At 67.5% G+C, this 25,411-nt stretch carries 20 protein-coding genes, 5 tRNA genes and 2 pseudogenes; 8 read left to right on the forward strand and 19 right to left on the reverse strand.

The window, feature by feature from the left end; genetic code table 11:
- The first annotated feature begins 38 nt into the window (after nucleotides 1-38).
- Nucleotides 39-848 (forward strand): bifunctional hydroxymethylpyrimidine kinase/phosphomethylpyrimidine kinase, encoded by an 810-nt coding sequence (gene thiD, locus WS62_RS22130; protein WP_066575288.1) that lies wholly within the window; start codon nucleotides 39-41, stop codon nucleotides 846-848.
- A 384-nt stretch (nucleotides 849-1,232) separates the two neighbouring features.
- Here thiD and WS62_RS22140 read toward each other — a convergent pair whose 3' ends face one another.
- The 4 genes from WS62_RS22140 to tsaB are packed head-to-tail and all read right to left on the reverse strand — an operon-like array spanning nucleotide 1,233 to nucleotide 4,693.
- Entirely contained in the window at nucleotides 1,233-2,210 is a 978-nt protein-coding gene (locus WS62_RS22140; RefSeq protein ID WP_066575293.1) for a DUF1853 family protein, read from the reverse strand.
- Nucleotides 2,207-3,463, reverse strand: a complete 1,257-nt coding sequence (locus WS62_RS36785) for a uracil-DNA glycosylase (RefSeq protein WP_066575295.1) — start codon at nucleotides 3,461-3,463, stop codon at nucleotides 2,207-2,209. Before WS62_RS36785 ends, WS62_RS22140 begins: the two co-directional genes overlap by 4 nt.
- Entirely contained in the window at nucleotides 3,450-3,947 is a 498-nt protein-coding gene (rimI, locus tag WS62_RS22150; protein WP_066575297.1) for a ribosomal protein S18-alanine N-acetyltransferase, read from the reverse strand. The genes WS62_RS36785 and rimI overlap by 14 nt, the downstream gene beginning before the upstream one ends.
- Nucleotides 3,944-4,693: a tRNA (adenosine(37)-N6)-threonylcarbamoyltransferase complex dimerization subunit type 1 TsaB gene (tsaB, locus tag WS62_RS22155; protein ID WP_197422896.1), complete on the reverse strand. Its 750-nt coding sequence runs from the start codon at nucleotides 4,691-4,693 to the stop codon at nucleotides 3,944-3,946. Before tsaB ends, rimI begins: the two co-directional genes overlap by 4 nt.
- A 179-nt stretch (nucleotides 4,694-4,872) precedes the next feature.
- Between tsaB and WS62_RS22160 the strand changes: the two genes are divergently transcribed.
- From WS62_RS22160 to aceA, 3 genes are all read left to right on the forward strand, one after another.
- Entirely contained in the window at nucleotides 4,873-5,142 is a 270-nt protein-coding gene (locus WS62_RS22160; RefSeq protein WP_010104699.1) for an acyl-CoA-binding protein, read from the forward strand.
- Between the two features lie 433 nt (nucleotides 5,143-5,575).
- Nucleotides 5,576-7,111, forward strand: a complete 1,536-nt coding sequence (locus tag WS62_RS22165) for a DEAD/DEAH box helicase (protein WP_066575302.1) — start codon at nucleotides 5,576-5,578, stop codon at nucleotides 7,109-7,111.
- A gap of 394 nt (nucleotides 7,112-7,505) precedes the next feature.
- Nucleotides 7,506-8,813: an isocitrate lyase gene (gene aceA / locus WS62_RS22170; RefSeq protein ID WP_066575307.1), complete on the forward strand. Its 1,308-nt coding sequence runs from the start codon at nucleotides 7,506-7,508 to the stop codon at nucleotides 8,811-8,813.
- 237 nt (nucleotides 8,814-9,050) lie between these two features.
- Here aceA and WS62_RS22175 read toward each other — a convergent pair whose 3' ends face one another.
- The gene (locus tag WS62_RS22175; protein ID WP_066491883.1) at nucleotides 9,051-9,485 is read right to left on the reverse strand and encodes a universal stress protein; all 435 of its coding nucleotides are present in this window, start codon (nucleotides 9,483-9,485) and stop codon (nucleotides 9,051-9,053) included.
- Nucleotides 9,486-9,710: 225 nt separating this feature from the next.
- Nucleotides 9,711-10,613, reverse strand: a complete 903-nt coding sequence (locus tag WS62_RS22180) for a LysR family transcriptional regulator (RefSeq protein WP_066575308.1) — start codon at nucleotides 10,611-10,613, stop codon at nucleotides 9,711-9,713.
- Between the two features lie 138 nt (nucleotides 10,614-10,751).
- Here WS62_RS22180 and WS62_RS22185 point away from each other — a divergent pair, with 138 nt between their 5' ends.
- Both WS62_RS22185 and aceB read left to right on the forward strand, forming a co-directional pair.
- Entirely contained in the window at nucleotides 10,752-11,528 is a 777-nt protein-coding gene (locus tag WS62_RS22185) for a haloacid dehalogenase type II (RefSeq protein WP_197422897.1), read from the forward strand.
- A gap of 67 nt (nucleotides 11,529-11,595) precedes the next feature.
- The gene (gene aceB, locus WS62_RS22190; RefSeq protein WP_066575309.1) at nucleotides 11,596-13,188 is read left to right on the forward strand and encodes a malate synthase A; all 1,593 of its coding nucleotides are present in this window, start codon (nucleotides 11,596-11,598) and stop codon (nucleotides 13,186-13,188) included.
- 471 nt (nucleotides 13,189-13,659) lie between these two features.
- Here the strand turns inward: aceB and WS62_RS22195 are convergent.
- Both WS62_RS22195 and rraA read right to left on the reverse strand, forming a co-directional pair.
- Nucleotides 13,660-14,030: pseudogene (locus WS62_RS22195) on the reverse strand (gamma-glutamylcyclotransferase family protein).
- A gap of 51 nt (nucleotides 14,031-14,081) precedes the next feature.
- The gene (gene rraA / locus WS62_RS22200) at nucleotides 14,082-14,579 is read right to left on the reverse strand and encodes a ribonuclease E activity regulator RraA (protein WP_066575312.1); all 498 of its coding nucleotides are present in this window, start codon (nucleotides 14,577-14,579) and stop codon (nucleotides 14,082-14,084) included.
- 131 nt (nucleotides 14,580-14,710) lie between these two features.
- Here rraA and WS62_RS22205 point away from each other — a divergent pair, with 131 nt between their 5' ends.
- Nucleotides 14,711-15,574 carry an AraC family transcriptional regulator gene (locus WS62_RS22205; RefSeq protein ID WP_066575322.1) on the forward strand — a complete coding sequence of 288 codons (864 nt, stop codon included), beginning with the start codon at nucleotides 14,711-14,713 and terminating at the stop codon, nucleotides 15,572-15,574.
- A gap of 376 nt (nucleotides 15,575-15,950) precedes the next feature.
- Here the strand turns inward: WS62_RS22205 and WS62_RS22215 are convergent, their stop codons facing one another.
- From WS62_RS22215 to gltX, 7 genes are all read right to left on the reverse strand, one after another.
- A complete protein-coding gene (locus WS62_RS22215) occupies nucleotides 15,951-16,421 on the reverse strand; it encodes a GNAT family N-acetyltransferase (RefSeq protein ID WP_066575326.1) in 471 nt (156 codons plus the stop codon).
- 160 nt (nucleotides 16,422-16,581) lie between these two features.
- Nucleotides 16,582-16,658, reverse strand: a tRNA-Asp gene (locus WS62_RS22220).
- 82 nt (nucleotides 16,659-16,740) lie between these two features.
- A tRNA-Glu gene (locus WS62_RS22225) sits at nucleotides 16,741-16,816 on the reverse strand.
- A 64-nt stretch (nucleotides 16,817-16,880) separates the two neighbouring features.
- Nucleotides 16,881-16,957, reverse strand: a tRNA-Asp gene (locus tag WS62_RS22230).
- A gap of 79 nt (nucleotides 16,958-17,036) precedes the next feature.
- Nucleotides 17,037-17,112, reverse strand: a tRNA-Glu gene (locus tag WS62_RS22235).
- Nucleotides 17,113-17,262: 150 nt separating this feature from the next.
- Nucleotides 17,263-17,338: transfer RNA gene (locus WS62_RS22240), tRNA-Ala, on the reverse strand.
- Nucleotides 17,339-17,500: 162 nt separating this feature from the next.
- Nucleotides 17,501-18,910 (reverse strand): glutamate--tRNA ligase, encoded by a 1,410-nt coding sequence (gene gltX / locus WS62_RS22245; RefSeq protein WP_066575328.1) that lies wholly within the window; start codon nucleotides 18,908-18,910, stop codon nucleotides 17,501-17,503.
- Between the two features lie 591 nt (nucleotides 18,911-19,501).
- Between gltX and WS62_RS22250 the strand changes: the two are divergent.
- Nucleotides 19,502-20,552 (forward strand): annotated as a pseudogene (locus tag WS62_RS22250) (patatin-like phospholipase family protein).
- A 159-nt stretch (nucleotides 20,553-20,711) separates the two neighbouring features.
- On the opposite strand, the gene WS62_RS22255 reads toward WS62_RS22250, so the two are convergent.
- From WS62_RS22255 to WS62_RS22270, 4 genes are all read right to left on the reverse strand, one after another.
- A complete protein-coding gene (locus WS62_RS22255; RefSeq protein WP_066575330.1) occupies nucleotides 20,712-21,416 on the reverse strand; it encodes a C40 family peptidase in 705 nt (234 codons plus the stop codon).
- A 135-nt stretch (nucleotides 21,417-21,551) separates the two neighbouring features.
- Nucleotides 21,552-23,186 (reverse strand): ABC transporter ATP-binding protein, encoded by a 1,635-nt coding sequence (locus WS62_RS22260; protein WP_066575331.1) that lies wholly within the window; start codon nucleotides 23,184-23,186, stop codon nucleotides 21,552-21,554.
- Nucleotides 23,183-24,280, reverse strand: coding sequence for an ABC transporter permease (locus WS62_RS22265; RefSeq protein ID WP_066575334.1), 1,098 nt, complete (start codon nucleotides 24,278-24,280; stop codon nucleotides 23,183-23,185). Before WS62_RS22265 ends, WS62_RS22260 begins: the two co-directional genes overlap by 4 nt.
- Nucleotide 24,281: 1 nt before the next feature.
- On the reverse strand, nucleotides 24,282-25,322 hold the full coding sequence (locus WS62_RS22270; RefSeq protein ID WP_066487849.1) for a microcin C ABC transporter permease YejB: 1,041 nt from the start codon (nucleotides 25,320-25,322) through the stop codon (nucleotides 24,282-24,284).
- Between the last annotated feature and the right edge of the window lie 89 nt (nucleotides 25,323-25,411).

Raw genomic sequence — 25,411 nt, forward strand, 5'->3', positions numbered from 1 at the left:
CGCCTTCCGCCCGCGTTTTTCATCGACGCATCCCGCCCATGACCCGACCGATTCCCAACGCGCTCACGATCGCCGGCTCCGACTCCGGCGGCGGCGCAGGCATCCAGGCCGACCTGAAGACCTTTTCCGCGCTCGGCGCGTACGGCGCGAGCGTGATCACCGCGCTCACCGCGCAGAACACGCGCGGCGTGACGGGCGTGCATGCGCCCGACGCAGGCTTCGTCTCCGCGCAGCTCGACGCCGTGTTCGACGACATTCGCATCGACGCGGTGAAGATCGGCATGCTCGCGAACGCGTCGATCGTGCGCGCGGTCGCGGCGGCGCTCGCGCGCTACGCGCCGCACCACGTCGTGCTCGACACGGTGATGATCTCGAAGAGCTCGCACGCGCTCCTCGCGCCCGACGCGGTCGACGCGCTGCGCAACGCATTGCTGCCGCTCGCCGATCTCGTCACGCCGAATCTGCCGGAAGCCGCCGAGTTGCTCGGCGTCGCGATCGCGACGACCGAGGACGAAATGGTGCGTCAGGGCGAGGCGCTCGTCGCGCGCGGCGCGAAGGCGGTGCTGATGAAGGGCGGTCATCTCGGCGCCGAGCACGAGAGCCCGGACTGGCTGATTCACACGGGCGGCGCGCAGCGCTTCCCGGGCACGCGGCTGCCGGTCGCGAACACGCACGGCACGGGGTGCACGCTGTCGTCGGCGATCGCCGCGCTGCTGCCGCAGCGGCCGACGCTCGCGGATGCGATCGCTGACGCAAAAATCTATCTGACGGGCGCGATCGGCGCGAGCGGGCAGCTCGACGTCGGGCATGGCGTCGGGCCGGTCCATCATTTCTATCGGTGGTGGTGAGCGGGCCGAGATCGGTGCGGGCGGCGCGGGAGACTCAGGCGGCGCGGCTTTCGCATCGTCCGGTCGTCGGTTCTCGCCGATCGCGCGCTTGCCTCTCGCCTCTCACGCGCCGCACTGTGCAGACGCGATAACGCGCGTGTCGCGCTCGGCGCTCGGCGCTCGAGCATCATGCCCGGATCGATCGCTTCGCGCGCCGATGCGACGTATTGCGCGCGCTGTGCGTCGCGGCGCACGAGCGACTCGTCGAGCGCGGCCTCGACGCGCATAAACAGGCGAACGAGCGTCGGGCGTCAAGCGCTCGATAACGAGCGCAAGCGATGCGCGCAACCGGATTCCGCATGAAGCGCTCCCACGGCCCGAAACCCGCCCCACCCGAACCGCGCATCAACGCGCAGCAAACGCCGCCGCACGTTCCGGCCAATCGTCGGGCACGATGAAGCCGCGCGCAGTTTCGCGCCACACCGCGTCGTCGTCGCGCGCGAGCGCCGCGACGAGCGACGGCCCCGGCTGCCCGGCGACCTGCGCGAGAACCGCATCCGCCGCGAGCAGCGCGCCAGGGCCCTGCGTCGCCGCCGCATCGTCGATCGCGCGCGGCGCGAGCCACGCGAGACGCGGCAGCACCGCCCACGCGGCGTCGCCCCCCCGCTGCGCGCCGGCGAACGCCGGCCACGCGTCACGCGTGACCCAGAAGCCGCGCGGATGATCGGCGTCGACTTCGGGCGGATCGGCGATCGCGCCGTTTGCCTTCGCGTCGCCCACGCGATGGAACAGCCACCCTTTCACGAGCATCTGCGCGCGCCACGGCCCCGCGTGACCGAGCGACGCGAACTCGTCGCGCCGCGTCAGCAGCAGTTGATGATCGACGAGCCGCGCGCGCTTCAGATCGAAGCGGTCGGCAAGATTCGGTCCGACGAAGTCGGCGAGCGACGCGGCGCCCGACGTCGCGACGCACAGATAGCATTTGACCGCGAGCTCCCAATGCAGGCGCTCGCCGCGCGCGGTCTCGATCAGGAAATCGCACTCGCCGAGCGTGCGGCCGTTGACGCGCAGCGGCAGATTCGCGGCGACGAGGCGCAGCGATGGCGCATGGCCGACGAAATAGCCGAGCAGGCATTCGGCGTAGCGGCCGAGTCGCACCGGCCGCACCTGCGCGAGCGCGTCGTGCAGCGGCGCGGGCTGCGCGTCGAGCGCGACGAGCCACGCCGCCGTCCGCGCCGCATCGGCGCCGCTCGCCCAAGGCTGCGCAAGCGGCGCGCCCGCCGACGGCGCAAGCAGGCTCGCGCTCGACAGCAGCCATGCGAGGTCACGCACGGCCGCGTCGCGCAATGCGCTCAGCGGCACGGGCAACGCCGCGGCATTCATTGCGGGTCGGCGGCGGGCGCGGCGTTCCGGTAGGTATCGTTCGCGAGGCACAGATCGGACCAGGCCTTCGCCTTGTCCTGCAGGCTGCGCAGCAGATACGCCGGATGGTATGTGACGATCACGGGCACGCCTTCGTACTGATGCACGCGTCCGCGCATCGACGCGATGCTCGCGTCGGTCTTGAGCAGCGTCTGCGCGGCGAAGCGGCCGAGCGCGACGATCAGCTTCGGCTTCACGAGCGCGACCTGGCGCTGCAGATACGGCTCGCAGCGCGCGACTTCATCCGGCTCCGGATTGCGGTTGCCGGGCGGGCGGCACTTGATCACGTTCGCGATGTAGACGTCCTCGCCGCGCTTGAGCGCGAGCGCGCGCAGCATGTTGTCGAGCAGCTTGCCCGCCTGGCCGACGAACGGCTCGCCCTGCCTGTCCTCGTTCTCGCCCGGCGCCTCGCCGACCAGCATCCAGTCGGCGTTTTCGTCGCCGACGCCGAACACCGTGTTCGTGCGCTTCTCGCAGAGGCGGCAGCGCTGGCAGTCGGCGACTCTCGCGCGCAGTTCGTCCCAGCCGAGCTCGGCGACGGACGGCGCGGACGCGGCCGCGGGCTTCGCGGCGACGTCCGGCAGCGCGAGCTCGAACACCGGCTCGAGATCGAACCACGACGCGTCTTCGTCGGGTTCCGCCGCGCCCGGGCCGTCGGCCCGCGCGGACGGCGCGTGTGCCGATGCGGCGCTCGCGTTCGCCGCGGCGCGCGGCGCGCCGGCGTCTTGCGCAAAGCCGGCGGAATCGGGCGAGCCGCCGCGCGGCGGCACGCGCCGTGCGGCGGGCGCGGCCGGCTGCTCAGCCGGCGTCGCACGCTCGGCCATCGAATTTTGTGCGCCCTGCCCGGACGACGCAGCCATCGCCCGCGCATTGGCCGCGACCTCTTGCATGTGCGCATCGGCCGCTGGCGGCGCACTTGCCGCGCGACCGCCAACCGACGACGCCGGCTCGGCCGCATCCGATGCGCGCGCCGCGGCACGCGTCGGCTCGGCAGCCGGCGCCGCCGCGGCACCTGCGACGCCGCTGGCCTTCTCACGCGGCGCGCTTTCGCACGCCGTGCCGTGCGCGGCGTCGGACACCGCTTGCGTAGCCGCTGCCGCACCGTGCCCCGCCGTCATCGCGTCCTGCTGCACGCCCTCGACGCCCGCAACCCCGCGCCGCACCCATGCGGGCGCGAGCCCCAGCTCTTCGAGCGCCACTTCAACCAACGCCATGCACGCCTCCTTCCTTCGTCAATGCGAGACGCATCACGATTGCGTCCTCCCGGCTCCGATGCTTGGCCGGATAGTAATTCCTGCGCCGCCCGATCGACACGAAGCCGAAGCGCTCGTACAGATGAATCGCACGCGGATTCGACGGCCGCACTTCGAGCAGCACGCCGTCGAGCCGCTCGGCGCGCGCGATCCGCACCGCCTCGCGCAGCAGCGCGAGGCCGACGCCCGAGCACTGCGCGGCGGGCGCGACGCACAAATTCAGCAGATGCATCTCGTCGACCACCGGCATCAACACGCAGTAGCCGACGAGCACGCCCGTCACGTGGCGCATGCAGACGCCGAAGTAGCCGTTGCGCAGCGAGTCCTCGAAGTTGCCGCGAGACCACGGGAATTCGTACGCGGCGCGCTCGATCTCGACGACTTCGTCGAGATCGGCGTCCGTCATCGGCGTCAGACAACGATCGGTCATCAGCACGCCGCTCATCGGCTGCCTCCGTCCGCGCGCGCGGCGAGCCGCTCGGCAGTGGTCTGCGCAACCTTGTCGCGCACGTATTCGGGCGCCGCGCGATCGGCCGGCACGACGCGGCCCGCGCGATAGGCGCGCAGCGCGACGTGCGCGATCGGCAGCGCATGCGGGAGCGCGTCAGGATCGATCGCCTGCGCGCGCGCGCAGGCGGGCAGGCGATCGCCGAACGCGTGCGCCGCATTGCCGGCAAGCACGAACGGCGCGTCAGGCACCCGCACGTCGGCGGGCGCGGCGAGCGACGCCGGCGCGATCTCGCGCCATTCGCCCGCCGCCTCGTCCCACGCATAGTCGGCCCAATAGACCTCGTCCATCCGCGCATCGAGCGCGGCGAGCACGCGCGTCACGCGGCCCGCCGCGCCGCCCGCGTTGAGCCGTGCCGCCTCCGCGCACGCGACGAGCGTGCCGACCGGCACGACGGGCAGCGCGCGCCCGAACGCGAGCCCTTGCACGACGCCCGTCGCGGTGCGCAGCCCGGTAAACGAGCCCGGTCCCGCGCCGAACGCGATCGCGTCGCAGTCGTCGAACGCGCGTCGCGCTTCGTCGAGCACCTCGCGCACGGCGGGCAGCACGCGCGTGCTCGACACGGCGCCCGTCCGCTCGTGGCGGACCCAGGTTCGGATGGAAGGAGCGTCGTCGGCCGCGGCGGCCGCGACGAGCAGCGCGACCGAGCAGAACTCGGTCGACGTGTCGATGGCGAGGAGCACTGTTTGCGTCATGGCCGACATTGTAATGCGACGCCCAGCCCGCACGGACGATCCGGTCCGATTCGGGCGCGCTTTCGTGCGCGGATCGGTTTGGAAGGAACGCTCGACCCGCCGCCCGCCCGCGCTTGCTAAGATCGTCGGCCTGGAAAAGCCAGCCTGGAAACCTTACGGAGACACCCATGAGCGACATCACCGCCCAATTCGAGCAAGCGCAGATCGACGTGAAGCAGTTGACCGAGCGCCCCGGCAACCTGACGCTGCTGCGCCTCTACGCGCTCTTCAAGCAGGCGACCGACGGCGACGTGCACGGCGACAAGCCGGGCTTCACCGATATCGTCGGCAAGTACAAGTACGACGCATGGGACGCGCTGAAGGGCACGGCGAAGGACGATGCGAAGAAGCAATACGTCGAGCTCGTCGAATCGCTGAAAAACGGCACCGCGTCCTGACGCGGCGCACGCAGCGCGGCCGATTCGCGCCGGCCGCGCACGACTGTCGGACGCAGTGCGCGTCGCCCGCAACGGGCGAAATCGATGCTGGCGCAGCGCAGCAAAAAAATGTACAATGCGCGCTGCGCGTCGCGACGGGCGGCCTTTCCGGTCCATGCCGGCAGTCCTCTTCGCCAGCGTTCCATAGCGTTTCGCTCCAATCCAGTTTAGAACCTGTCCCTTCCTGCGTAGCCCCTTGCGGGCTGTCAAGTCTCAGGCTGGCGGCATGTGCACCGAATGCACGCCGCACCCAAAACAGCTTCTAACGAAATTGTTGTCCGCACGTCCACGACATGCGGACAATCGCCACGTTTCCCGAATTGCTCGATGAATCCGTCGACTTGGGTATGCGCGATTGGCGCGGCGTTCATCCCACTGTGTTTCAAGGATTGACATGACTTCGAGCAATTCCCTCAGCCCGCTCACCGCGATCGCCGACCAGGCGCTCGGCCTCGACGCCGCCGCACCGCAGCCTGCCGAAGACGACCGCCGCGAGCCCGCGTCGGACGAACCGACGTTCGCGTCGCTCGGCCTGTCGCCTGAGATCGTCTCGGCGCTGCAAGCGGCCGGCTACGCGAAGCCGACGCCCGTCCAGCAACGCGCAATTCCGGCCGGCATCGCAGGCCGCGACCTTCTCGTGTCGAGCCCGACGGGCTCGGGCAAGACGGCTGCGTTCATGCTGCCCGCGATCGAGCGTTTCGCGCAGCTTCAAAAGACGCAGGCGCGGCCGCCGCGCGAACCGCAGCAAGGCGAGCGCCGCGGCCGCCGTCCGCAACCCGTCGCGCGCCCCGGCCTCCTCGTCCTCACGCCGACGCGCGAACTCGCGATGCAGGTGACGACGGCCGCCTCGACGTACGGCAAGCACCTCAAGCGCCTGCGCACGGTCAGCATCCTCGGCGGCGTCGCGTACGGCCAGCAACTGATGCTGCTCGCGAAGAACCCCGAGATCCTCGTCGCGACACCGGGGCGCCTGCTCGACCACCTCGAGCGCGGCCGCATCGATTTGTCCGAACTGAAGATGCTCGTCCTCGACGAAGCCGACCGCATGCTCGACATGGGCTTCATCGACGACATCGAAACGATCGTCGCCGCGACGCCCGCGACGCGCCAGACGATGCTGTTCTCGGCGACGCTCGACGGCAAGATCGGCTCGCTGACGAGCCGTCTGCTGAAGGACCCGGAGCGCATTGAAATCACCCAGCGCCTCGAGTCGCGCACGAACATCGCGCAAACCGTGCACTACGTCGACGACCGCGATCACAAGGATCGCCTGCTCGACCACCTGCTGCGCGACACCGCGCTCGACCAGGCGATCATCTTCACGGCGACCAAGATCGATGCCGACCAGCTCGCCGGCCGCCTCGCGGATGCGGGCTTCGAATCGGCCGCGCTGCACGGCGACCTGCCGCAAGGCGCGCGCAACCGCACGATCCGTGCGCTGCGCGAGCGCCGCGTGCGCGTGCTCGTCGCGACCGACGTCGCCGCGCGCGGCATCGACATCCCCGGCATCACGCACGTGTTCAATTACGACCTGCCGAAGTTCGCCGAGGACTACGTGCACCGGATCGGCCGCACGGGCCGCGCGGGCCGCTCGGGCACCGCTGTGAGCCTCGTCCATCACGCCGAGCAAGGCGCGCTCAAGCGGATCGAGCGCTTCGTGCGCGCACCGCTGCCGGTGAACGTCATCGAAGGCTTCGAGCCGCGCAAGGCGCCGCCGCGCAATGATCGCGGCAACGGAAACGGCCGCGGCCGTCCGGGCGGTAACGGTAACGGCGGCCGCCGGTTCGGCGGCAAGCCGGGCAGCGGCAACGGCGGCGGTCGCTCGGGCGGCTGGAGCGGCAAGCCGAGCGGCGGCAGCCGCGAAGGCTACGGCGCGCGCCGCAGTGACGGCCAGCGCGGCGGCCCGCGACGCGGCAATTCGGCAGCGTAAGCGGCTGCCCGGAGGCATGCCCGCGACGCGGGCATTGCCCCCTTCCCCTTATCGAGAACCGGCGCATCTGCGCCGGTTTTTGTTTGCGCCCGAGATTTCACGATGTGAAAAAATCTTTTGCGTCGTAAAAAATCATGTTGCGTGGCACAACCGAGGCCGTTGCAGCATAGAAAACCGCGTTCCATAATAAGAAATTAAAAGCGCAAGCATTTGATTTTTATAGGATATATTTTTTACATTTTCGTGAAAAAGCCCCTGTTTCGACGCAGTCGATTTGCCTAGACTCTTATACAAGACTTCACGAACCGAATCGCCGAATCCGAACCGTGCCGTGCGTTTCGTGAAGTCAAAGATTTCATCTCTTCAGGCAACGACCACTCAAGGAGTACGCATCATGTCGCGTCAACAACAGGCTCAGGAACTGCAAAAGCAATGGGAAACCGATCCGCGCTGGAACGGCATCAAGCGCGCGTACACGGCTGAAGACGTCGTGCGCCTGCGCGGCTCGATCCAGATCGAGCACACGCTCGCGAAGCGCGGCGCGGAAAAGCTGTGGAACCTCGTGAACAACGAGCCGTTCGTCAACGCACTTGGCGCGCTGACGGGCAACCAGGCGATGCAGCAAGTGAAGGCCGGCCTCAAGGCGATCTACCTGTCGGGCTGGCAAGTCGCGGGCGACGCGAACGTCGCGGGCGAAATGTACCCGGACCAGTCGCTGTACCCTGCGAACTCGGTGCCGCTCGTCGTCAAGCGCATCAACAACACGCTGACGCGCGCCGACCAGATCCAGTGGTCGGAAGGCAAGAACGAAGGCGACGAAGGCTACGTCGACTTCTTCGCGCCGATCGTCGCTGACGCGGAAGCCGGCTTCGGCGGCGTGCTGAACGCGTTCGAGCTGATGAAGGCGATGATCGAAGCGGGCGCATCGGGCGTTCACTTCGAAGACCAGCTCGCGTCGGTGAAGAAGTGCGGCCACATGGGCGGCAAGGTGCTCGTGCCGACGCGCGAAGCGGTCGCGAAGCTCTCGGCCGCGCGTCTCGCGGCAGACGTGATGGGCACGCCGACCGTGCTGGTCGCCCGCACCGACGCGGAAGCAGCCGACCTGATCACGTCCGACGTCGACGACAACGACAAGCCGTTCCTGACGGGCGAGCGCACGGTCGAAGGCTTCTTCCGCACGAAGCCGGGCCTCGAGCAGGCGATCTCGCGCGGTCTTGCATACGCGCCGTACGCCGACCTGATCTGGTGCGAAACGGGCAAGCCGGATCTCGAATACGCGAAGAAGTTCGCGGAAGCGATCCACAAGCAGTTCCCGGGCAAGCTGCTGTCGTACAACTGCTCGCCGTCGTTCAACTGGAAGAAGAACCTCGACGACGCGACGATCGCGAAGTTCCAGAAGGAACTCGGCGCGATGGGCTACAAGTTCCAGTTCATCACGCTGGCCGGCTTCCACGCGCTCAACTACTCGATGTTCAACCTCGCGCACGGCTATGCCCGCACGCAGATGAGCGCGTTCGTCGAGTTGCAGCAAGCCGAGTTCGCGGCGGCCGACAAGGGCTTCACCGCAGTCAAGCATCAGCGCGAAGTCGGTACGGGCTACTTCGACGCAGTGACGCAGACGGTCGAGCGCGAAGCGTCGACGACCGCGCTGCACGGTTCGACCGAAGACGAACAGTTCTTCGACGGCCAGAAAGTCGCCTGACCTCCGACGGGCGCAGGCGCGCCGCGCGCGGCCACGAGCCGCCGCGGCGCGTATCCAGCAAGACCAAGACCATATCAGGGAGAATTCACCCGTCGCGCGCATGGTTGCGCCATGCCTGCCCCAGGGTGCACGGCGTCTCGCGACGCCGCTGACATTGAAGCGCGCCGGTCCCTGCCCGGCGCGCCTATTTTTTCTCGCGTACGCATCGCAGCCGTTCGTCCGGCCGCGCGCGGCACGCTATCGATAGACGATCACGGGAATCTTCGTATGGGTCAGCACGCGCTGCGTCTCGCTGCCGATCAACAGGCTGCCGAGCCCGCGCCTGCCATGCGACGCCATGAAGATCACATCGCAGCCGCCCCGCTCGGCGGCCTCGATGATGCCGAGATACGGCGAAGGATGCACGCTCGTGGACGACTCGCATGCGACGCCCGCGCGCCGCGCGGCCGCCTCGACCTCGGCCAGATGCGCGCGCGCCTCGCGCTCGCTGCGCTCGCGAAAATCGGCGGGCGGCTCGATCACGACTTCGGAAAACGGCGAGTACGGATATTGCGGCAGGCACGCGTAGGCCGTCACGCGCGCGCCGACCGCCTGCGCGAGATCGATCGCGCCGTCGATCGCTTTCTTCGACAGCTCGGACCCGTCAGTCGGAACCAGGATGTGCTTGAACATGGCGACCTCCGTCGGCAACTGCGGCGCGTCCGGACGCGGGCGTACCCGCGACGGGCGGCCGATGCCGGGCTGCCCGCGCGGACGCTGTGTGATTCGATTGTAGTGCGCGAAATCGCGCCGCCGCACGCGCTAGAGGGTTCGCCCTCATATCGGAAACGCGCGCCATCGCACGCGGGCGCCATGCCTGCCGATGCGGCGCGCGCGGCCGCCTTCGCTGCGACGGCGTCAGCCCCAGTAGCCGGGCCGCTCGTACGTGTGCTTCAGGAAATCGAGAAAGAGCCGGACCCTGAGCGGCAAATGCCGGCGCTGCGGGAACACCGCGTGAATGCCGACCGGCGGCGCGGCGAATGCGTCGAGCACGCTGACGAGCCGGCTCGCCGCGATGTCGGCGCCGACCTCCCACCACGAGCGCCACGCGAGCCCGTGCCCGTCGAGGCACCATTCGTGCAGCACCGCGCCGTCCGAGCATTCCATCGTGCCCGACACGCGGATCGACACGACCTTGCCGTCGTCGACGAACGCCCAGCCGCGCTGCTGATTCGCGTTCGCCGCGAGGGCAAGGCAATTGTGGCGCGAGAGATCGGCGAGCGTCTCGGGCGTGCCCGCGCGCGCGAGATAGGCGGGCGACGCGACGCACACGCGCCGGTTCTCGCCGAGCTTGAGCGACACGAGCGACGAGTCGGGCAGTTCGCCCAGACGCACCGCGCAGTCGAAGCCCTCGTTGACGAGATCGACCATCCGGTCGGACAGATCGAGCGTGACCGACACGTCCGGGTGCGCGTCGGTAAACGCCGGCACGAGCGGCGCGACGTGGCGCCGGCCGAAACCCGCCGGCGCCGACACGCGCAAGTGCCCGCTCGCCTTCACGCCGCCCGCCGACACGCTCGCCTCGGCGTTCTGCATGTCGTTGATGATCCGCTGGCAATCCTCGAGGAACGCCGAGCCTTCGAACGTCAGCGTGAGCTTTCGGGTCGTGCGCACGAGAAGCTTCACGCCGAGCCGCTCTTCGAGCGCGTCGAGCCGGCGGCCGATGATCGCGGGCGCGACCCCTTCGGCATGGGCGGCCGCCGAAAGGCTGCCTTTTGCGGCGACCGCGGCGAACGTTTCGATTTGTTTGAAGCGATCCATCCCATGTGCGGGCGGCACGAGCCGCCTGCCCCGTTGAACATGAAAGCGCTCCAGATTAGATATCAAAAAGTAAAAGATCAAGTGATGATTACTGTATTTTTTAGTTCAAGTGATCACTAATAGAATCGATTTCGACCTCTGACCATGGAGCGCGACGTCATGCCCGGCATCCCGCCCGCCTTCCCGAAGGCGATCCTCTTCGACGCGTACGGCACGCTGTTCGACGTGCACGCGGTCGTTGCCGCGGCCGAGCAGATGTTTCCCGGCCGAGGCGAGTCGCTGTCGCAGCTCTGGCGGCGCAAGCAGATCGAATACTCGCAGTTGCGCACGCTCGCCGATCCGGCGGGCGCGCGCTATCGGCCGTTCTGGGAGGTGACGCTCGACGCGCTGCGCTTCGCCGCGCGCGCGCTCGGCCTCGCGCTGCCCGCCGCCGCCGAGAAGCGGCTGATGGACGAATACGCTTGCCTGTCGACCTACCCCGACACGGTGCCGACGCTGCGCACGCTGCGCGCGCGCAAGACGCCGCCGAAGCTCGCGATCCTGTCGAACGGCAATCCGCAGATGCTCGACATCGCGGTCAAGAGCGCCGGGATGAACGGCCTCTTCGATCGCGTGCTGTCCGTCGACGCGGTCCGCGCGTACAAGCCGTCGCCCGCCGCATACGCGCTCGGCGCGGCGGCGTTCGACGCGGCGCCCGCCGACATCGCGTTCGTGTCGTCGAACGGCTGGGACGTCGCGGGCGCCGGCTGGTTCGGCTACCGGACATTCTGGCTGAACCGCACGGGCGCACCGTTCGAGGAACTCGGCGCGCCGCCTGCGGGCACGGGCGCCGGCATGGCCGACCTGCTCGCATTTCTCGATTCGCCGCCCGCCGCGAAGCCTGCCGGCCGCGCGCGCCCGGCTCCGGGCGCCTGACGCGGCGCGCCGCCCGTTTTCACCGTAACTGCACCACTGACGTAACTGACCGACCAAGGAGAAACTGATGACCACGACGCTGAAGCTGCCGCAAGGCATGGCGATCACGGGCGAGATCAAGCCCGGTTACGAAGCGATTCTCACGCCCGAGGCGCTCGAACTCGTCGCGAAGCTGCATCGCCAGTTCGAGCCGCGCCGTCGCGAACTGCTGGCCGCGCGTGTCGAGCGCACGAAGCGCCTCGACGCCGGCGAGCGCCCCGATTTCCTCGCCGAGACGAAATTGATCCGCGAAGGCGACTGGAAGGTCGCGCCGCTGCCCGCCGACCTGCAATGCCGCCGTGTCGAGATCACGGGCCCGGTCGAGCGCAAGATGATCATCAACGCGCTGAACTCGGGCGCGGATTCGTACATGACGGACTTCGAGGATTCGAACGCGCCGAGCTGGACGAACCAGATCGATGGCCAGATCAACCTGCGCGACGCGGTGCGCCGCACGATCTCGCTCGAGCAGAACGGCAAGTCGTACAGGCTCAACGACAAGATCGCGACGCTGATCGTGCGTCCGCGCGGCTGGCACCTCGACGAGAAGCACGTGACGGTCGACGGCGATCGCGTGTCGGGCGGCGTCTTCGACCTCGCCCTCTTCCTGCTCCACAACGCGAAGGAACAGCTCGCGCGCGGCTCGGGCCCGTACTTCTATCTGCCGAAGATGGAAAGCCACCTCGAGGCGCGCCTCTGGAACGACATTTTCGTCGCCGCGCAGGAAGCGGTCGGCATCCCGCGCGGCACGATCCGCGCGACCGTGCTGATCGAGACGATCCTCGCCGCGTTCGAGATGGACGAGATCCTCTACGAGCTGCGCGAGCACAGCTCGGGCCTGAACGCCGGCCGTTGGGACTACATCTTCTCGGCGATCAAGAAGTTCAAGAACGACCGTGAGTTCTGCCTCGCCGATCGCTCGAAGATCACGATGACGGTGCCGTTCATGCGCGCGTACGCGCTCTTGCTGCTGAAGACCTGCCACAAGCGCAACGCGCCCGCGATCGGCGGGATGAGCGCGCTGATCCCGATCAAGAACGATCCGGAAGCGAACGACAAGGCGATGGCGGGCGTGCGCGCGGACAAGGCGCGCGACGCCGGCGACGGCTACGACGGCGGCTGGGTCGCGCATCCGGGCCTCGTGTCGCTCGCGATGGAAGAGTTCGTCAAGGTGCTCGGCGACAAGCCGAACCAGATCGCCAAGCAGCGCGACGACGTGCAGATCGAAGGCGCGAACCTGCTCGACTTCCAGCCGGAAGCGCCGATCACCGAAGCGGGCCTGCGCAACAACATCAACGTCGGTATCCACTACCTCGGCTCGTGGCTCGCGGGCAACGGCTGCGTGCCGATCCACAACCTGATGGAAGACGCGGCGACGGCCGAGATCTCGCGCTCGCAGGTCTGGCAGTGGATCCGCTCGCCGAAGGGCGTGCTGGACGACGGCCGCAAGGTCACGGCCGAGCTCGTGCGCGAATACGCGAAGGTCGAGCTCGATAACGTGAAGAAAGTGGTCGCCGGCGACACGGCGCCTTACGACCGCGCCGCGGTGATCTTCGAGCAGATGTCGACGTCGGAGAACTTCACCGAGTTCCTGACGCTGCCGCTCTACGAAGAGATCTGAGCGGACGGAGGCGGCGCGCGGCGCGCGCAGGCGCGATGCGCCGCCGCTGCCTTCGCGCATCGATCGCCCCCTCCGGCGGCTGCGCTTGCGGGCCGCTAAAGCCGTAAAAGCAAGAGGCGCCATCAGCGCGTAATGCCGTTCAGTTAAGATCAAAAAGGCCGCTCCGATTAATACCGGAGCGGCCTTTTTCCTAGGTTCTGCAAGGCTAGGCCACTGCGAACCACGCTCAACTGAACGGCATTAGCCCTCGAAGCGCCATTTGTCGTGGGTCGTTAGCATAAAGCGCCTTGCCGCCGGGGCATTCGCTCGGCGTTTCGGCATCGCCAGGCATCACGCATTGGCGCTCGCCGTTCGTCTTTCCTCTTTCGAGACCGGCCGTCGACCGTCGAGCATGGGCAACCGGCTTTCGCACGCCACGCCGCTCGCACGCGACCGCACCAATCGCGCATCGCACGCGCCCCGCCCGCCGCATCACGCGACACGCGCGCGGCGATGCTGTACCCAGTCGCCCGACTCGATCCGCGGCTTGTCCGCGACCGAATGCGCGGCGACCGGATAGTACAGGCACTCGTACCGGCGCCCGCCGAGCTCGACCGACGCCTGCTGCTGCACGAACAGGCCCTCGACGCCCGGATAGACCTCCTCGATCTCGTCAAGCACCGACACGAGCGCTTCGTCGATCGCATAGATGTCGCCCCAGACGAGATCGCGGCCACTCTCGGCGACCATCCCCGGATAGTTGCCGAAGTCGTACAGCCGCCCCGACACCGCCACGGCGCCGCGCGGCCGATATCGTTGATCTCGCCCGCCCTCAGGGTCCCGTAGCAGAATACGTAGCGCATCGCATTTCCTTCCTTGTTTCAGTCGCGCCGTCGAACCGGCACGCCGCCGCGTTACTCGAGCAGCGCGCCGTCGCTGACGAGGACGCCGTCGGCGTCCGCGTAGATCCAGTCGCCCGGCACGATGCGCGTGCCGCGCAAGTCGACGGGCACATCGCTCACCCCGCCGCCGCGCTTGTCGCTCTTGCGCGGATGCGCGGCGAGCGCGAGCACGCCGACCCGGCACTCGGCGAGTTCATCCGAGTCGCGCACGCAGCCGTTTACGACGATGCCGGCCCATCCGTTCTTTTCGGCGAGCGCGCCGAGGTTGCCGCCGACGAGCGCGCAGCGCAGGCTGCCGCCGCCGTCGACGACGAGCACGCGCCCCGCGCCGTCCTGCTCGAGCGCCGCGCGCACGAGCGTGTTGTCCTCGAACAGCTTGAGCGTCGCGGCGGGCCCCGCGAAGCGCCGCACGCCGCCGAACACGCGCAACGCGGGCTCGAGCACGCGCAGCGTGCCGGCCGCGAGGCGGCCCTCGTTCGCGTCGCAAAGATCGGTGGTGGCGAACATCATGTCGAAGTCTCCTGGAGGGTTCGTGTGGTGTCGATCCGGCATTATCGGCGAAGAAAAATCCCGCTGCGGCGGATAGAAGGCTCGCCCTACAATAGCCGGACGCACCGCCCGCCCCCCGTCTTCGATCATCAATGAGCTCGTCCGTTCCCCTTTTTGCGCAGCCGCCCGCCGCCACGATCGACGTCCCGTCCGAATTCGCGCCGACGCCCTCGCATCCGATGCGCGTGCGCGCCCGCTCGATCGCGGCCGGCATGCGCGTGCCGCAGCACTCGCATGCATGGGCGCAACTCGCATACGCGTCGCGCGGCGTGCTGCGGCTCGCGACGGCCGGCTCGTCGTGGATGGTGCCGCCATCGCGCGCGATCTGGGTGCCGCCGCGGATTCCACATGAAGTCGTGATCGTCGAGGACGCCTATCTGCGCACGCTGTACGTCGACGAATCGGCGGTGCCGGACGGGCTCGACGCGTGCCGGGTCGTCGAGGTGTCGGGGCTGTTGCGCGAGCTGGTCGTCGCGCTCGAGGCGCGCCCGCTCAATCGTGTGCGCGAGCGACTCCTCGCCGCGCTCGTGCTCGACGAGCTCACGCGCGCCGAGCCATTGCCTCTCGCGGTGCCGATGCCGACCGAAAAGCGGCTGCGCGCGCTATGCGAAGCGGTGCTCGCGCATCCGGCGCAAGGCGAGTCGCTCGAGCACTGGGCGGCTGGCGTCGGCGCGAGCACCCGGACGATCGCGCGGCTTTTCAAGCAGGAGCTCGGCGTGAGTTTTTCGCAATGGCGTCAGCAGGCCCTTCTCGCGCGCGCAATTCCGCTCCTGAATCAGGGGCGGCCGCTGTCGCACATCGCTCGCGAGCTCGGCTATCAGAGCCAGAGCGCCTTCTCCGCGATGTTCCGGCGCGCATTCGGCGCGAGTCCGCGTGCGTTCATTCAGCGCGGCGACAGGCATGCGGTGACGGAAATCGCATCGGCCGACGACGGGGACGCCGGACCGCTGCTGTAAGGCAGCCGACGTTCGATTCGGCCGTCGGGACGTCGCGCGCGAATCCGGCTGCGGGCAATGCGATTGAAGAGAAGAGAAGCGACGCGATTGATCGCCCCCATTCTCCGGCTGCGGCCGACGCGACCAATCAAACGCGGCGCAATTGATCGAACCGGTTCGCTCGGCAAGCCGCGACGGGTTCGCGCGCTCGTTCGGACTGCGAGGCGTTTCGATGCTTCGCACGGCGCGACGTCGGAACCTCCATCGACTGCGCGTCGGCGAACCCATTGCGCGCATCGCGCTCGATCGCGCGCAAACAAACCGGCCGGCCGCCTCGCTTCGCCTGCTTCATCGGCATTGCTCCGGCGCCCGCCGCGGTCCTGCCGCACACAAGACATCACGACGACACGAGTCGCACCATATGCCGGATCGAGCCGAACTGCGCGAGACGCGGCCCTGCGAGCCGGTATCCCATCCGCAGATAGAGCCGCGCGGCCGGATTGTCGACGAACACGCGCAGTTGCGTCTCTCGCAATCCGCGCGCCTTCGCGACGCGGTGCGACGTCTCGAGCAGATACGTGCCCGCGCCGCGCTGCCGGTATTCCGGCGCGATCTGCACGTCGCGAATGTGCAGCGAATCGCCCTCTTCGGTCATCCTCAATAGGCCGATCGGCGTACCGTCGAGTTCGAGGATGAAGTTCTCGGAGTCGCGCCAGCTCGCGAAAAAGAGATCCGCGCGCCACTTGAGACCATGGCGCTGGTAGTACGCATTCATGTTGCCGTGCGTAAGCGCTTCCGCGAATTCGAAGTCGCCCGGCTCGGCGGAGCGCAGCAGATAGACGAGAGGTGCGGCGGTTGAATCGGACATGGCGTGTTCGCAAAACCTGCGTCACCGCCACGATAGCGCAGCCGGCGTGCGTTGCAATGCCAATTTGCACGCATGCGGCGGCGACCCGCCGGAAAATGGCGACGAGACAGGCCGCGAAAAACAAAAAGCCCGTTCAGGCATGCCTGAACGGGCTTCGATTTGGCGGAGCGGACGGGACTCGAACCCGCGACCCCCGGCGTGACAGGCCGGTATTCTAACCGACTGAACTACCGCTCCAGTCTTGCTGCATGCCTGGCAGGCGTCGGTTGCTTCCTGCCGGCGCGTCGTTTCGGCGATTCGCTCGAACGACACCTTGTCTTGGCGTCCCCTAGGGGATTCGAACCCCTGTACTCACCGTGAAAGGGTGATGTCCTAGGCCTCTAGACGAAGGGGACAACGTACTGCTTACACCTTTAACGAAAAAGCCCGTTCACATGCAGCCTGAACGGGCTTTCGATTTGGCGGAGCGGACGGGACTCGAACCCGCGACCCCCGGCGTGACAGGCCGGTATTCTAACCAACTGAACTACCGCTCCACTTCCTACACCCTGATCGACAAGCGCCGGTTACGCTCCTGCCGACCTGCTTCGTTTCTACCGAAACGCCGCTGATGTTTGGCGTCCCCTAGGGGATTCGAACCCCTGTACTCACCGTGAAAGGGTGATGTCCTAGGCCTCTAGACGAAGGGGACAAAATCTTTTCAGATCTGTCTTTCTGCTTTGTTCTCACTGTTAATTTTCATCAACAGCAGAGAACGAAATTCTAACTTCTCTTGCTCCGTTTGTGAAGCATTTTTTCTGTCACTCCATGCTTCACAAACTTCATTCGCTCTGCGTTCAACTGGTGGAGGTAAGCGGGATCGAACCGCTGACCTCTTGCATGCCATGCAAGCGCTCTCCCAGCTGAGCTATACCCCCCGTGTCTCGTCGACTGCTGAACAACAGAGAAACGAGATTGTAGAGACGGTTTCGAGGTTTGTAAATACCCCATTTGCGGTTCAAGCCAATTTTTTTGCAAAGCCGCGTGCTCGGCATGACGAGCCATTCGAACGACGCGGCTTCGCGATCGAGGCGACACGCTTACGCGAGCGCCGCCTCGAGACGCGATACGACGACGTCGCGGCCGAACAGCCACAGCACCGCGTCGATCGACGGCGTGTGCGTCGTGCCCGCGACGAGCAGGCGCACCGGCATCGCGAGCTGCGGCATCTTCAGCTTGTGCGCGCCGAGCGTCGCCTTCAGCGCGGCCGCGATCGCCTCTTTCGTCCACTCGGCCGTCTTCAGCGCGGCCGCGAATTCGGCGAGCGCCGGGCGCACCGCGTCGGTGACGTGCTGCGCGAGCGCGTCGGCGTCGGGCGCGGGCGTCCGATAGAACATCGCCGAGGTTTCCGCGACCTCCTTCACCGTCGACGCACGGTCCTTCATCAGCCCGATCACGCCGAGCAGGTCCGGGCCCTTCGCGATGGCGTCGGCGTCGATGCCGAGCGTCGCGAAGAACGGCTTCGCCAGCTCGGTCAGGCGCGCGCCGTCCGCTTCCTTGATGTAGTGGTTGTTGAGCCAGTTCAGCTTGTTGTGATCGTACTGCGCGGGCGACTTGCCGAGATGCTCGAGATCGAACCATTCGACGAACTGCTCGCGCGTGAAGATCTCCGCGTCGCCGTGCGACCAGCCGAGGCGCGCGAGATAGTTGAGCACCGCTTCCGGCAGGTAGCCTGCGTCGCGGTAGCCCATCACGCTCATCGCGCCGTGGCGCTTGCTCATCTTCTCGCCCTGCTCGTTGAGCACGGTCGGCAGGTGCGCGTATACCGGCACTTCGCCGCCGAGCGCGCGCAGGATGTTGATCTGACGCGGCGTGTTGTTCACGTGATCGTCGCCGCGGATCACGTGCGTGATGTTCATGTCGAGATCGTCGACGACAACGCAGAAGTTATAGGTCGGCGTGCCGTCGGGGCGCGCGATGACGAGATCGTCGAGTTCCTCGTTCGAGATCTCGACGCGCCCCTTCACCGCGTCGTCCCATGCGACCGAGCCCGCCAGCGGATTGCGGAAGCGCAGCACGGGCTTCACGCCGGCGGGCGGCTCCGGCAGCACCTTGCCCGGCTCGGGACGCCACGTGCCGTCGTAGCGCGGCTTCTCGCCCGCCGCGCGCTGGCGCTCCCGCAGCGCGTCGAGCTCATCCGTCGACATGTAGCACGGATAGACGAGCCCGCTCGCCTGCATCTGGGCGAGCACTTCGCGATAGCGGTCCATCCGCTGCATCTGGTAGTACGGACCTTCGTCGTAATCGAGGCCGAGCCACGCCATCCCTTCGAGAATCGCTTCGACCGACGCTTCGGTCGAGCGCTCGACGTCGGTGTCCTCGATCCGCAGCACGAACGTGCCCTTCATCTTGCGGGCGAAGGCCCACGGATAAAGCGCGGATCGGATGTTGCCCAAATGGATGAAGCCCGTGGGGCTCGGCGCGAAACGGGTACGTACAGGACGGGTCATAAACGATAGCTCGAACGCCTCAAGCGGCGCATCAATTGAAACGACGCGGCAGCGGCGCACACCGCACGGCAGAGCCGGGGGCGTGCGCGACCGGAACGGAAAGAGCACGAATTATACTCGCCGCGCGGCGGTTCCTCGCCGCGCGGCGCACGGCCTGCCGCGGCGCTCCGCCTTCCGACCCCGATCTTCGCGTCTTCGCGTCTTCGCGTCTTCGCGTCTTCGCGTCTTCGCGTCTTCGCGTCTTCGCGTCTTCGCGTCTTCGCGTCTTCGCGTCTTCGCGTCTTCGCGTCTTCGCGTCTTCGCGTCTTCGCGTCTTCACGTCTTCACGTCTTCACGTCTTCACGTCTTCACGTCTTCACGTCTTCGCTCGGCGATTCGCACCGCGTTGCGGCATGTGCGCACGCCCGTCCACGCCCGACGGCCTCCGTATCCAGACAGCCTCGCAGCCGCACCCGGGCTCGGCACGGATATCTTCGCGGACGCCCGCCCGAATCGCCCACTGCCCTTTCGGCCAACGATCGCGCAATCACGCGGCGGGAGCTTTCGCGCGCACGTAGCCAGTTGCTTTATGATGTGCGCGCCGCGGTCGCCATGCCGGCGCCGCGCACGGCCGCCCACGACCATCGGCGCGGCCGCCGGAATTTCGCCGCGCGGCGCGCCCATCGAGGACGCGCGCGGTTCGTCGCTGGAGATCGAGTCGATGTCGTCCCCCCGCCTGTCCCGCCGCACGTTCACGCTCGCTTGTGCGTCGGCCGTCCTCGCCGCCTGCACGTCGACCGGCACCAAGCCGACGACGTCGGGCGCCGTCACGCCTCCCGCGAACCCGGCGCAGCCGCGCGAAAAACCGATCCGGATCGGCATCGCGCTCGGCGGCGGCGCGGCGCGCGGCTTCGCGCACGTCGGCGTGCTGAAGGCGCTCGAGGCGCGTGGGATTCCGGTCGAGCTCGTCGCCGGCACGAGCGCGGGCTCGGTCGTCGGCGCGCTGTACGCGTCGGGCATGAACGCGCTGCAGATCAACAAGCTCGCGCTCGCGATGGACGAAGCGTCGATCAGCGACTGGGCGACGCCGTTCCGCTCGCGCGGCCTGCTGCAGGGCATCGCACTGCAGAACTTCATCAACAAGACGCTCAACAACCGGCCGATCGAGAAAATGACGAAGCCGCTCGGCATCGTCGCGACCGACCTGAAGAGCGGTCAGCCGATCCTGTTCCAGCGCGGCAACACGGGGCTCGCGGTGCGTGCATCGTGCAGCGTGCCGTCGGTGTTCGAGCCGGTGCGCATCGGCGATCGCGAGTACGTCGACGGCGGGCTCGTGAGCCCCGTGCCTGCATCGTTCGCGCGCAAGATGGGCGCCGACTTCGTGATCGCGGTCGACATCTCCGCGCGCCCGGAGGGCAGCACGACACAGAACCCGATCGAGATGCTGCTGCAGACGTTCATGATCATGGGGCAGACGATCAAGACCTACGAGCTCGACAAGTACGCCGACGTCGTGATCCGCCCGAACCTCGCCGCGATGGGCGGCGGCGACTTCAATCAGCGCAACGCGGCGATCCTTGCGGGCGAGGAAGCGGTCGCGCGGATCATGCCGGAGTTGCAGCGCAAGCTCGCCGCCGCGCGCGCGACGGCTGCGGCCGCCTAAGCCCGCACGCGCCGGCCGCAGCGCACGCCGGCACGAGCGTGCCGCGCGCCGCCCCCCTTCCGCAGCACCGAAAACGTCGCACCAAAACAAAAGCCCCGCCTCCATCGGAGAGCGGGGCTTCGACGCGGCCGGCATCCGCCGGCGCAAGCGACGCGCGACTCAGTTGCTGCCGCTCGCGCTCGCATTGACGTTGCCGTCGCCGATCGTCGCCTTCACGCGCTGGCGCAGATCGTCGGGCTTCGTCGAGAACTGCGTCTCGATCCGGCGCGCGCCGGTGAAGCGCTTTTCCCAGTAGCCGCTATCGAGATCGTCGACGCGGATCGTGCTGCCCGTCGACGGCGAATGCACGAACTTGTTGTCGCCGATATAGATGCCGACGTGCGAGAACGTGCGGCGCATCGTGTTGAAGAACACGAGGTCGCCCGGCTTCAGCTCGCTCATCCGAACCTTCTCGCCGACGCGGCTCATTTCTTCCGCGCGACGCGGCAGCGACATGCCGAGCGTGTCCTGGAACACATAGCGGACGAAGCCGCTGCAATCGAGCCCGGAATCCGGCGTGTTGCCGCCCCAGCGATAGCGCACGCCGATCATGTTCAGCGCGCCGACGACGACGTCGCCTGCCTTGCCGGCCATGCCGGACAGGAACGCCTTTGCACCACCCTGGCTCTTCGCGGGCGTGGCTGCGCTGACCTGTTGGAGATTCTGAGAGGAGGAAGCCGACTCGGCTTGAGTCGAACTGACGGCATTCTGACTGGAACCGCTGACTTCGTCGGCGAACGCGCCGGGAGTTGCAGCGATCAGGACGCCAACGAACATCCCGGCGACGACGCGCGTGCAAGCCTGGGTCAGATATCGATGCTGCATTGGTCGATGAATTTGCGCTGGAAAATCAGCTGATTAGCGGAAAAATTTCGGTCGATACTAGCCACGAAGTATTTGTTTGTCAAAAGGAATTGATAATTTCAATCAAACTTCTTGCACCATTCGGATTCATCCGACTTAACGAACGGCTTTCAACAGTTTTTGCGTGTAAGGATGCACCGGATCGGTGAAGATCCGCTCGACGTCGCCCGTCTCGACGATCTCCCCGCCCTGCATCACCGCAACCCGATGCGCCATCGCGCCGATCACTTCGAGATCGTGGCTGATGAACACGTAGCCGAGGTTGTATTTTCGTTGCAGATTCGACAGAAGCTTCAACACTTGTTGCTGGATCGACACGTCGAGCGCGCTCGTCGGCTCGTCGAGCACAAGCACGCGCGGCTCCAGCACGAGCGCGCGCGCGATCGCGATCCGCTGACGCTGGCCGCCCGAGAATTCGTGCGGATAGCGATGCAGCACCGTGCGGTCGAGGCCGACTTCGCGCAGCACCGCGATCACCTTGTCGCGGCGCGCGTCGGCGGATAGTTGCGGGCGATGCAGCTCGAGCCCCTCGGACACGACGCGCTCGATCGTCTGCCGCGGCGAAAGCGAACTGAAGGGATCCTGAAATACCACCTGCATGTTCGCGCGCAGCGCGGTCCGCTCGCGACCGCGGTAGCTCGCGAGCGAGCGGCCCTCGAACTCGATGTCGCCGTGCGCAAGCTTCTGCAGCCCGAGAAGCGCCATCGCGAGCGTCGATTTGCCGGAGCCCGACTCGCCGACGATCCCGAGCGTCTCACCCTGCCGCACCGACACGCTCGCATCCGACACCGCGGTGAAGCGCCCGGATCGGAACCACCCGTCGAAGCCCGGCAGCTTCTGCCTGAACTGCACCGTGACGCTGCGCGCGTCGAGCACGACGGGCGCGATCGGCAGCACGGGCGACACCGTGCGCTGCGGCCGGCTGTGCAGCAGGCGCTGCGTGTACGGATGCTCGGGCGCGTCGAAGATCCGTTCGACCGGCCCGCATTCGACGAGCTTGCCCTTCTCCATCACCGCGACCCGCTCGGCGAAGCGCCGCACGAGGTTGAGATCGTGCGTGATGAGGAGCACCGCCATCCCCCGCTCGGCCGCCGCGTCGCGCTGCAGTTCGAGCAGCAGCTCGACGATCTGTGCGCGAATCGTCACGTCGAGTGCGGTCGTCGGCTCGTCGGCGAGCAACAGGCGCGGCCGGCACGCGAGCGCCATCGCGATCATCGCGCGCTGCCGCTGGCCGCCCGACAACTGGTGCGGGTAGCTGTCGACGCGCGCCTCCGGCTTGTCGATTCCGGTGCGCGCGAGGAGCGCGATCGCCCGTTCGCGCGCGTCGCGCTTCGACACGCCGTCGTGCAGCTCGATCGTCTCGCCGATCTGCTCGCCGACCGTGTACAGCGGATTGAGCGCCGTCATCGGCTCCTGGAAGATCATCGCGATGTCCGCGCCGCGCAGCCCGCGCATCTGGCGCTCGCTCCTGTCGGCGAGGTTCTCGCCCGCGAAGCGGATCGTTCCGCTCACGTCGGCGTCGCGCACGAGCCGCAGGATCGACAGCGCGGTCACGCTCTTGCCGGAGCCGGACTCGCCGACGAGCGCGACGCGCTCGCCGCGGCCGATCGCGAGCGACACGTCGTCGACGGCGAGCGTGTCGCCGAAGCGCACGCGCAGCCGATCGAGCAACAGGAGCGGCTCGCGGGGCGTCGGCGCCGCGCCGCCGCCCGCCGTCTGCGCGGCGCTCATCGGATGCCTCCCGCCGCGCGCGTCGTATCCGCGATCCGCGTGTCGAGCGCGTTGCGCAGCGCGTCGCCCATGAAGGTCAGGAGCATCAGCGTCGCGACGAGCACCCAGAACGTCGCGAGCGAGATCCACCATGCGTCGAGATTCGCCTTGCCCTGCGCGAGCAGTTCGCCGAGGCTCGGCGTCGGCGGCGGTACGCCGAGCCCGAGGAAATCGAGGCTCGTGAGCGCGAGGATCGCGCCGCTCATCCGGAACGGCAGGAACGTGATGACGGGCGTGAGGCTGTTCGGCAGCACGTGACGCCAGATGATCTGCCAGTTCGACAGCCCCATCGCGCGCGCCGCGCGCACGTAGTCCTGCGTGCGGTTGCGCAGGAATTCGGCGCGCACGTAGTCGGACAGCCCGATCCAGCCGAACAGCGACAGCAGCACGATCAGCAGGACGAAGCTCGGCTCGAACACCGACGCGAAGATGATCAGCAGATACAGCTCCGGCATCGAGCTCCAGATCTCGATCAGGCGCTGCCCGATGATGTCGATGCGCCCGCCGAAGAAGCCCTGCACCGCGCCCGCGGCGATGCCGAGCAGCGTGCCGATGAACGTCAGGACCAGCGCGAACTCGACCGACACGCGGAACCCGTAGACGAGCCGCGCGAGCAGGTCGCGCCCCTGCGCGTCGGTGCCGAGCCAGTTCTCGCGCGACGGCGGCGCCGGATTCGGCCGCTTCGAGAAGTAATTGAGCGTGTCGTAGTAATAGCGGTTCGGCGGATACAGCGCGAAGTTGCCGGGCGCATCGAGCTTCTCGCGCACGTACGGATCGAGGTAGTCGGCAGGCGTCGGGAAGTCGCCGCCGAACGTCGTTTCCGGATAGCTCTTGAAGAGCGGAAAGTAATAGTGGCCCGCGTAGCGCACGACGATCGGCTTGTCGTTCGACCACAGCGGCGCGGCGAGGCTCGCCGCGAACGCGATCACGAAGACCACGAGACTCCAGTAGCCGAGGCGCTGCTCCTTGAAGCGCAGCCACACGCGCCGCGCGGGCGACGGCGACACGCGCGCGCGCGCGGCGTCGATCCGGGAAGAAACGGCGAGTCGGCTCAAGTCAGCGCTCCAGTTGCTCGAATTGAACGCGCGGGTCGACCCACACGTAGCACAGATCGGACACGAGCTTCGTCGCGAGCCCGATCAGCGTGAAGATGTACAGCGTGCCGAGCACGACCGGGTAGTCGCGCCGGATCACCGATTCGTACGACAGCAGGCCGAGCCCGTCGAGCGAGAACAGCGTCTCGATCAGCAGGCTGCCCGTGAAGAACGCGCCGATGAACGCGGCCGGAAAGCCGACGACGAGCGGCAGCAGCGCGTTGCGGAACACGTGCTTGCACAGCACGCTGCGCTCGGACAGCCCCTTCGCGCGCGCGGTCAGCACGTACTGCTTGCGGATCTCGTCGAGGAACGCGTTCTTCGTCAGCATCGTGATCACCGCGAAGCTGCCGACGACCGACGCGATGATCGGCAGCGCGATGTGCCACAGGTAATCGGCGATCTTGCCGGCGACGGAGAGCTGCGCGAAATTGTCGGACGTGAGGCCGCGCAGCGGGAAGATCTGCCAGAACGAGCCGCCGCCGAACAGCACGAGCAGCAGCACGCCGAGCACGAAGCCCGGAATCGCGTAGCCGACGAGCACGACGAGGCTCGTCGCGAGATCGAACGGCGAGCCGTTGCGCACCGCCTTCGCGATGCCGAGCGGCACCGAGATCAGATACGTGAGCAGGAAAGTCCACACGCCGATGCTGATCGACACGGGCAGCTTCGACACGACGAGCGACCACACGCTCTGGTGATGGAAGTAGCTATCGCCGAGATCGAAGCGCGCGAAGCGCTTGAGCATCAGCCAATAGCGCTCGAGAGGCGGCTTGTCGAAGCCGTACAGCGCCTTCAGCTGCGCGAGCTGCTGCGCGTCGACGCCCGTGTACGAGCGCATCCCGAACGGCGTGCTGCCCCGCTCCGCGCCCTTGCGCAGCTCCTGCACCGCCTGCTCGACCGGGCCGCCCGGCACGAACTGGATCACGGCGAAGGTGATGGTCAACACACCGACGAGCGTCGGGATCATCAGCAGCAGACGTTTGAGGATGTAGCTCCACATAGGCGCATCCGGGCGTGTTCGAACGGTTTCGTCAATCGGCGGGCGGCGCGCGGCGGCCGCCTGACCGGCGCGGCAAGCGGCGCGCGCGG

Source organism: Burkholderia sp. ABCPW 14 (genome assembly GCF_001523835.1).
Lineage (GTDB): Bacteria > Pseudomonadota > Gammaproteobacteria > Burkholderiales > Burkholderiaceae > Burkholderia > Burkholderia mayonis.

Coding starts and splice junctions, on each gene's coding strand:
- WS62_RS22160 (WP_010104699.1), top strand. CDS start 4,873: ATGAGCGACATCACCGCCCAATTCGAGCAAGCGCAGATCGACGTGAAG.
- thiD (WP_066575288.1), top strand. CDS start 39: ATGACCCGACCGATTCCCAACGCGCTCACGATCGCCGGCTCCGACTCC.
- rimI (WP_066575297.1), bottom strand. CDS start 3,947: ATGAGCGGCGTGCTGATGACCGATCGTTGTCTGACGCCGATGACGGAC.
- aceA (WP_066575307.1), top strand. CDS start 7,506: ATGTCGCGTCAACAACAGGCTCAGGAACTGCAAAAGCAATGGGAAACC.
- WS62_RS36785 (WP_066575295.1), bottom strand. CDS start 3,463: ATGGCGTTGGTTGAAGTGGCGCTCGAAGAGCTGGGGCTCGCGCCCGCA.
- WS62_RS22270 (WP_066487849.1), bottom strand. CDS start 25,322: ATGTGGAGCTACATCCTCAAACGTCTGCTGCTGATGATCCCGACGCTC.
- WS62_RS22205 (WP_066575322.1), top strand. CDS start 14,711: ATGAGCTCGTCCGTTCCCCTTTTTGCGCAGCCGCCCGCCGCCACGATC.
- WS62_RS22175 (WP_066491883.1), bottom strand. CDS start 9,485: ATGTTCAAGCACATCCTGGTTCCGACTGACGGGTCCGAGCTGTCGAAG.
- WS62_RS22140 (WP_066575293.1), bottom strand. CDS start 2,210: ATGAATGCCGCGGCGTTGCCCGTGCCGCTGAGCGCATTGCGCGACGCG.
- aceB (WP_066575309.1), top strand. CDS start 11,596: ATGACCACGACGCTGAAGCTGCCGCAAGGCATGGCGATCACGGGCGAG.
- rraA (WP_066575312.1), bottom strand. CDS start 14,579: ATGATGTTCGCCACCACCGATCTTTGCGACGCGAACGAGGGCCGCCTC.
- gltX (WP_066575328.1), bottom strand. CDS start 18,910: ATGACCCGTCCTGTACGTACCCGTTTCGCGCCGAGCCCCACGGGCTTC.
- WS62_RS22255 (WP_066575330.1), bottom strand. CDS start 21,416: ATGCAGCATCGATATCTGACCCAGGCTTGCACGCGCGTCGTCGCCGGG.
- WS62_RS22165 (WP_066575302.1), top strand. CDS start 5,576: ATGACTTCGAGCAATTCCCTCAGCCCGCTCACCGCGATCGCCGACCAG.
- WS62_RS22215 (WP_066575326.1), bottom strand. CDS start 16,421: ATGTCCGATTCAACCGCCGCACCTCTCGTCTATCTGCTGCGCTCCGCC.
- WS62_RS22260 (WP_066575331.1), bottom strand. CDS start 23,186: ATGAGCGCCGCGCAGACGGCGGGCGGCGGCGCGGCGCCGACGCCCCGC.
- WS62_RS22180 (WP_066575308.1), bottom strand. CDS start 10,613: ATGGATCGCTTCAAACAAATCGAAACGTTCGCCGCGGTCGCCGCAAAA.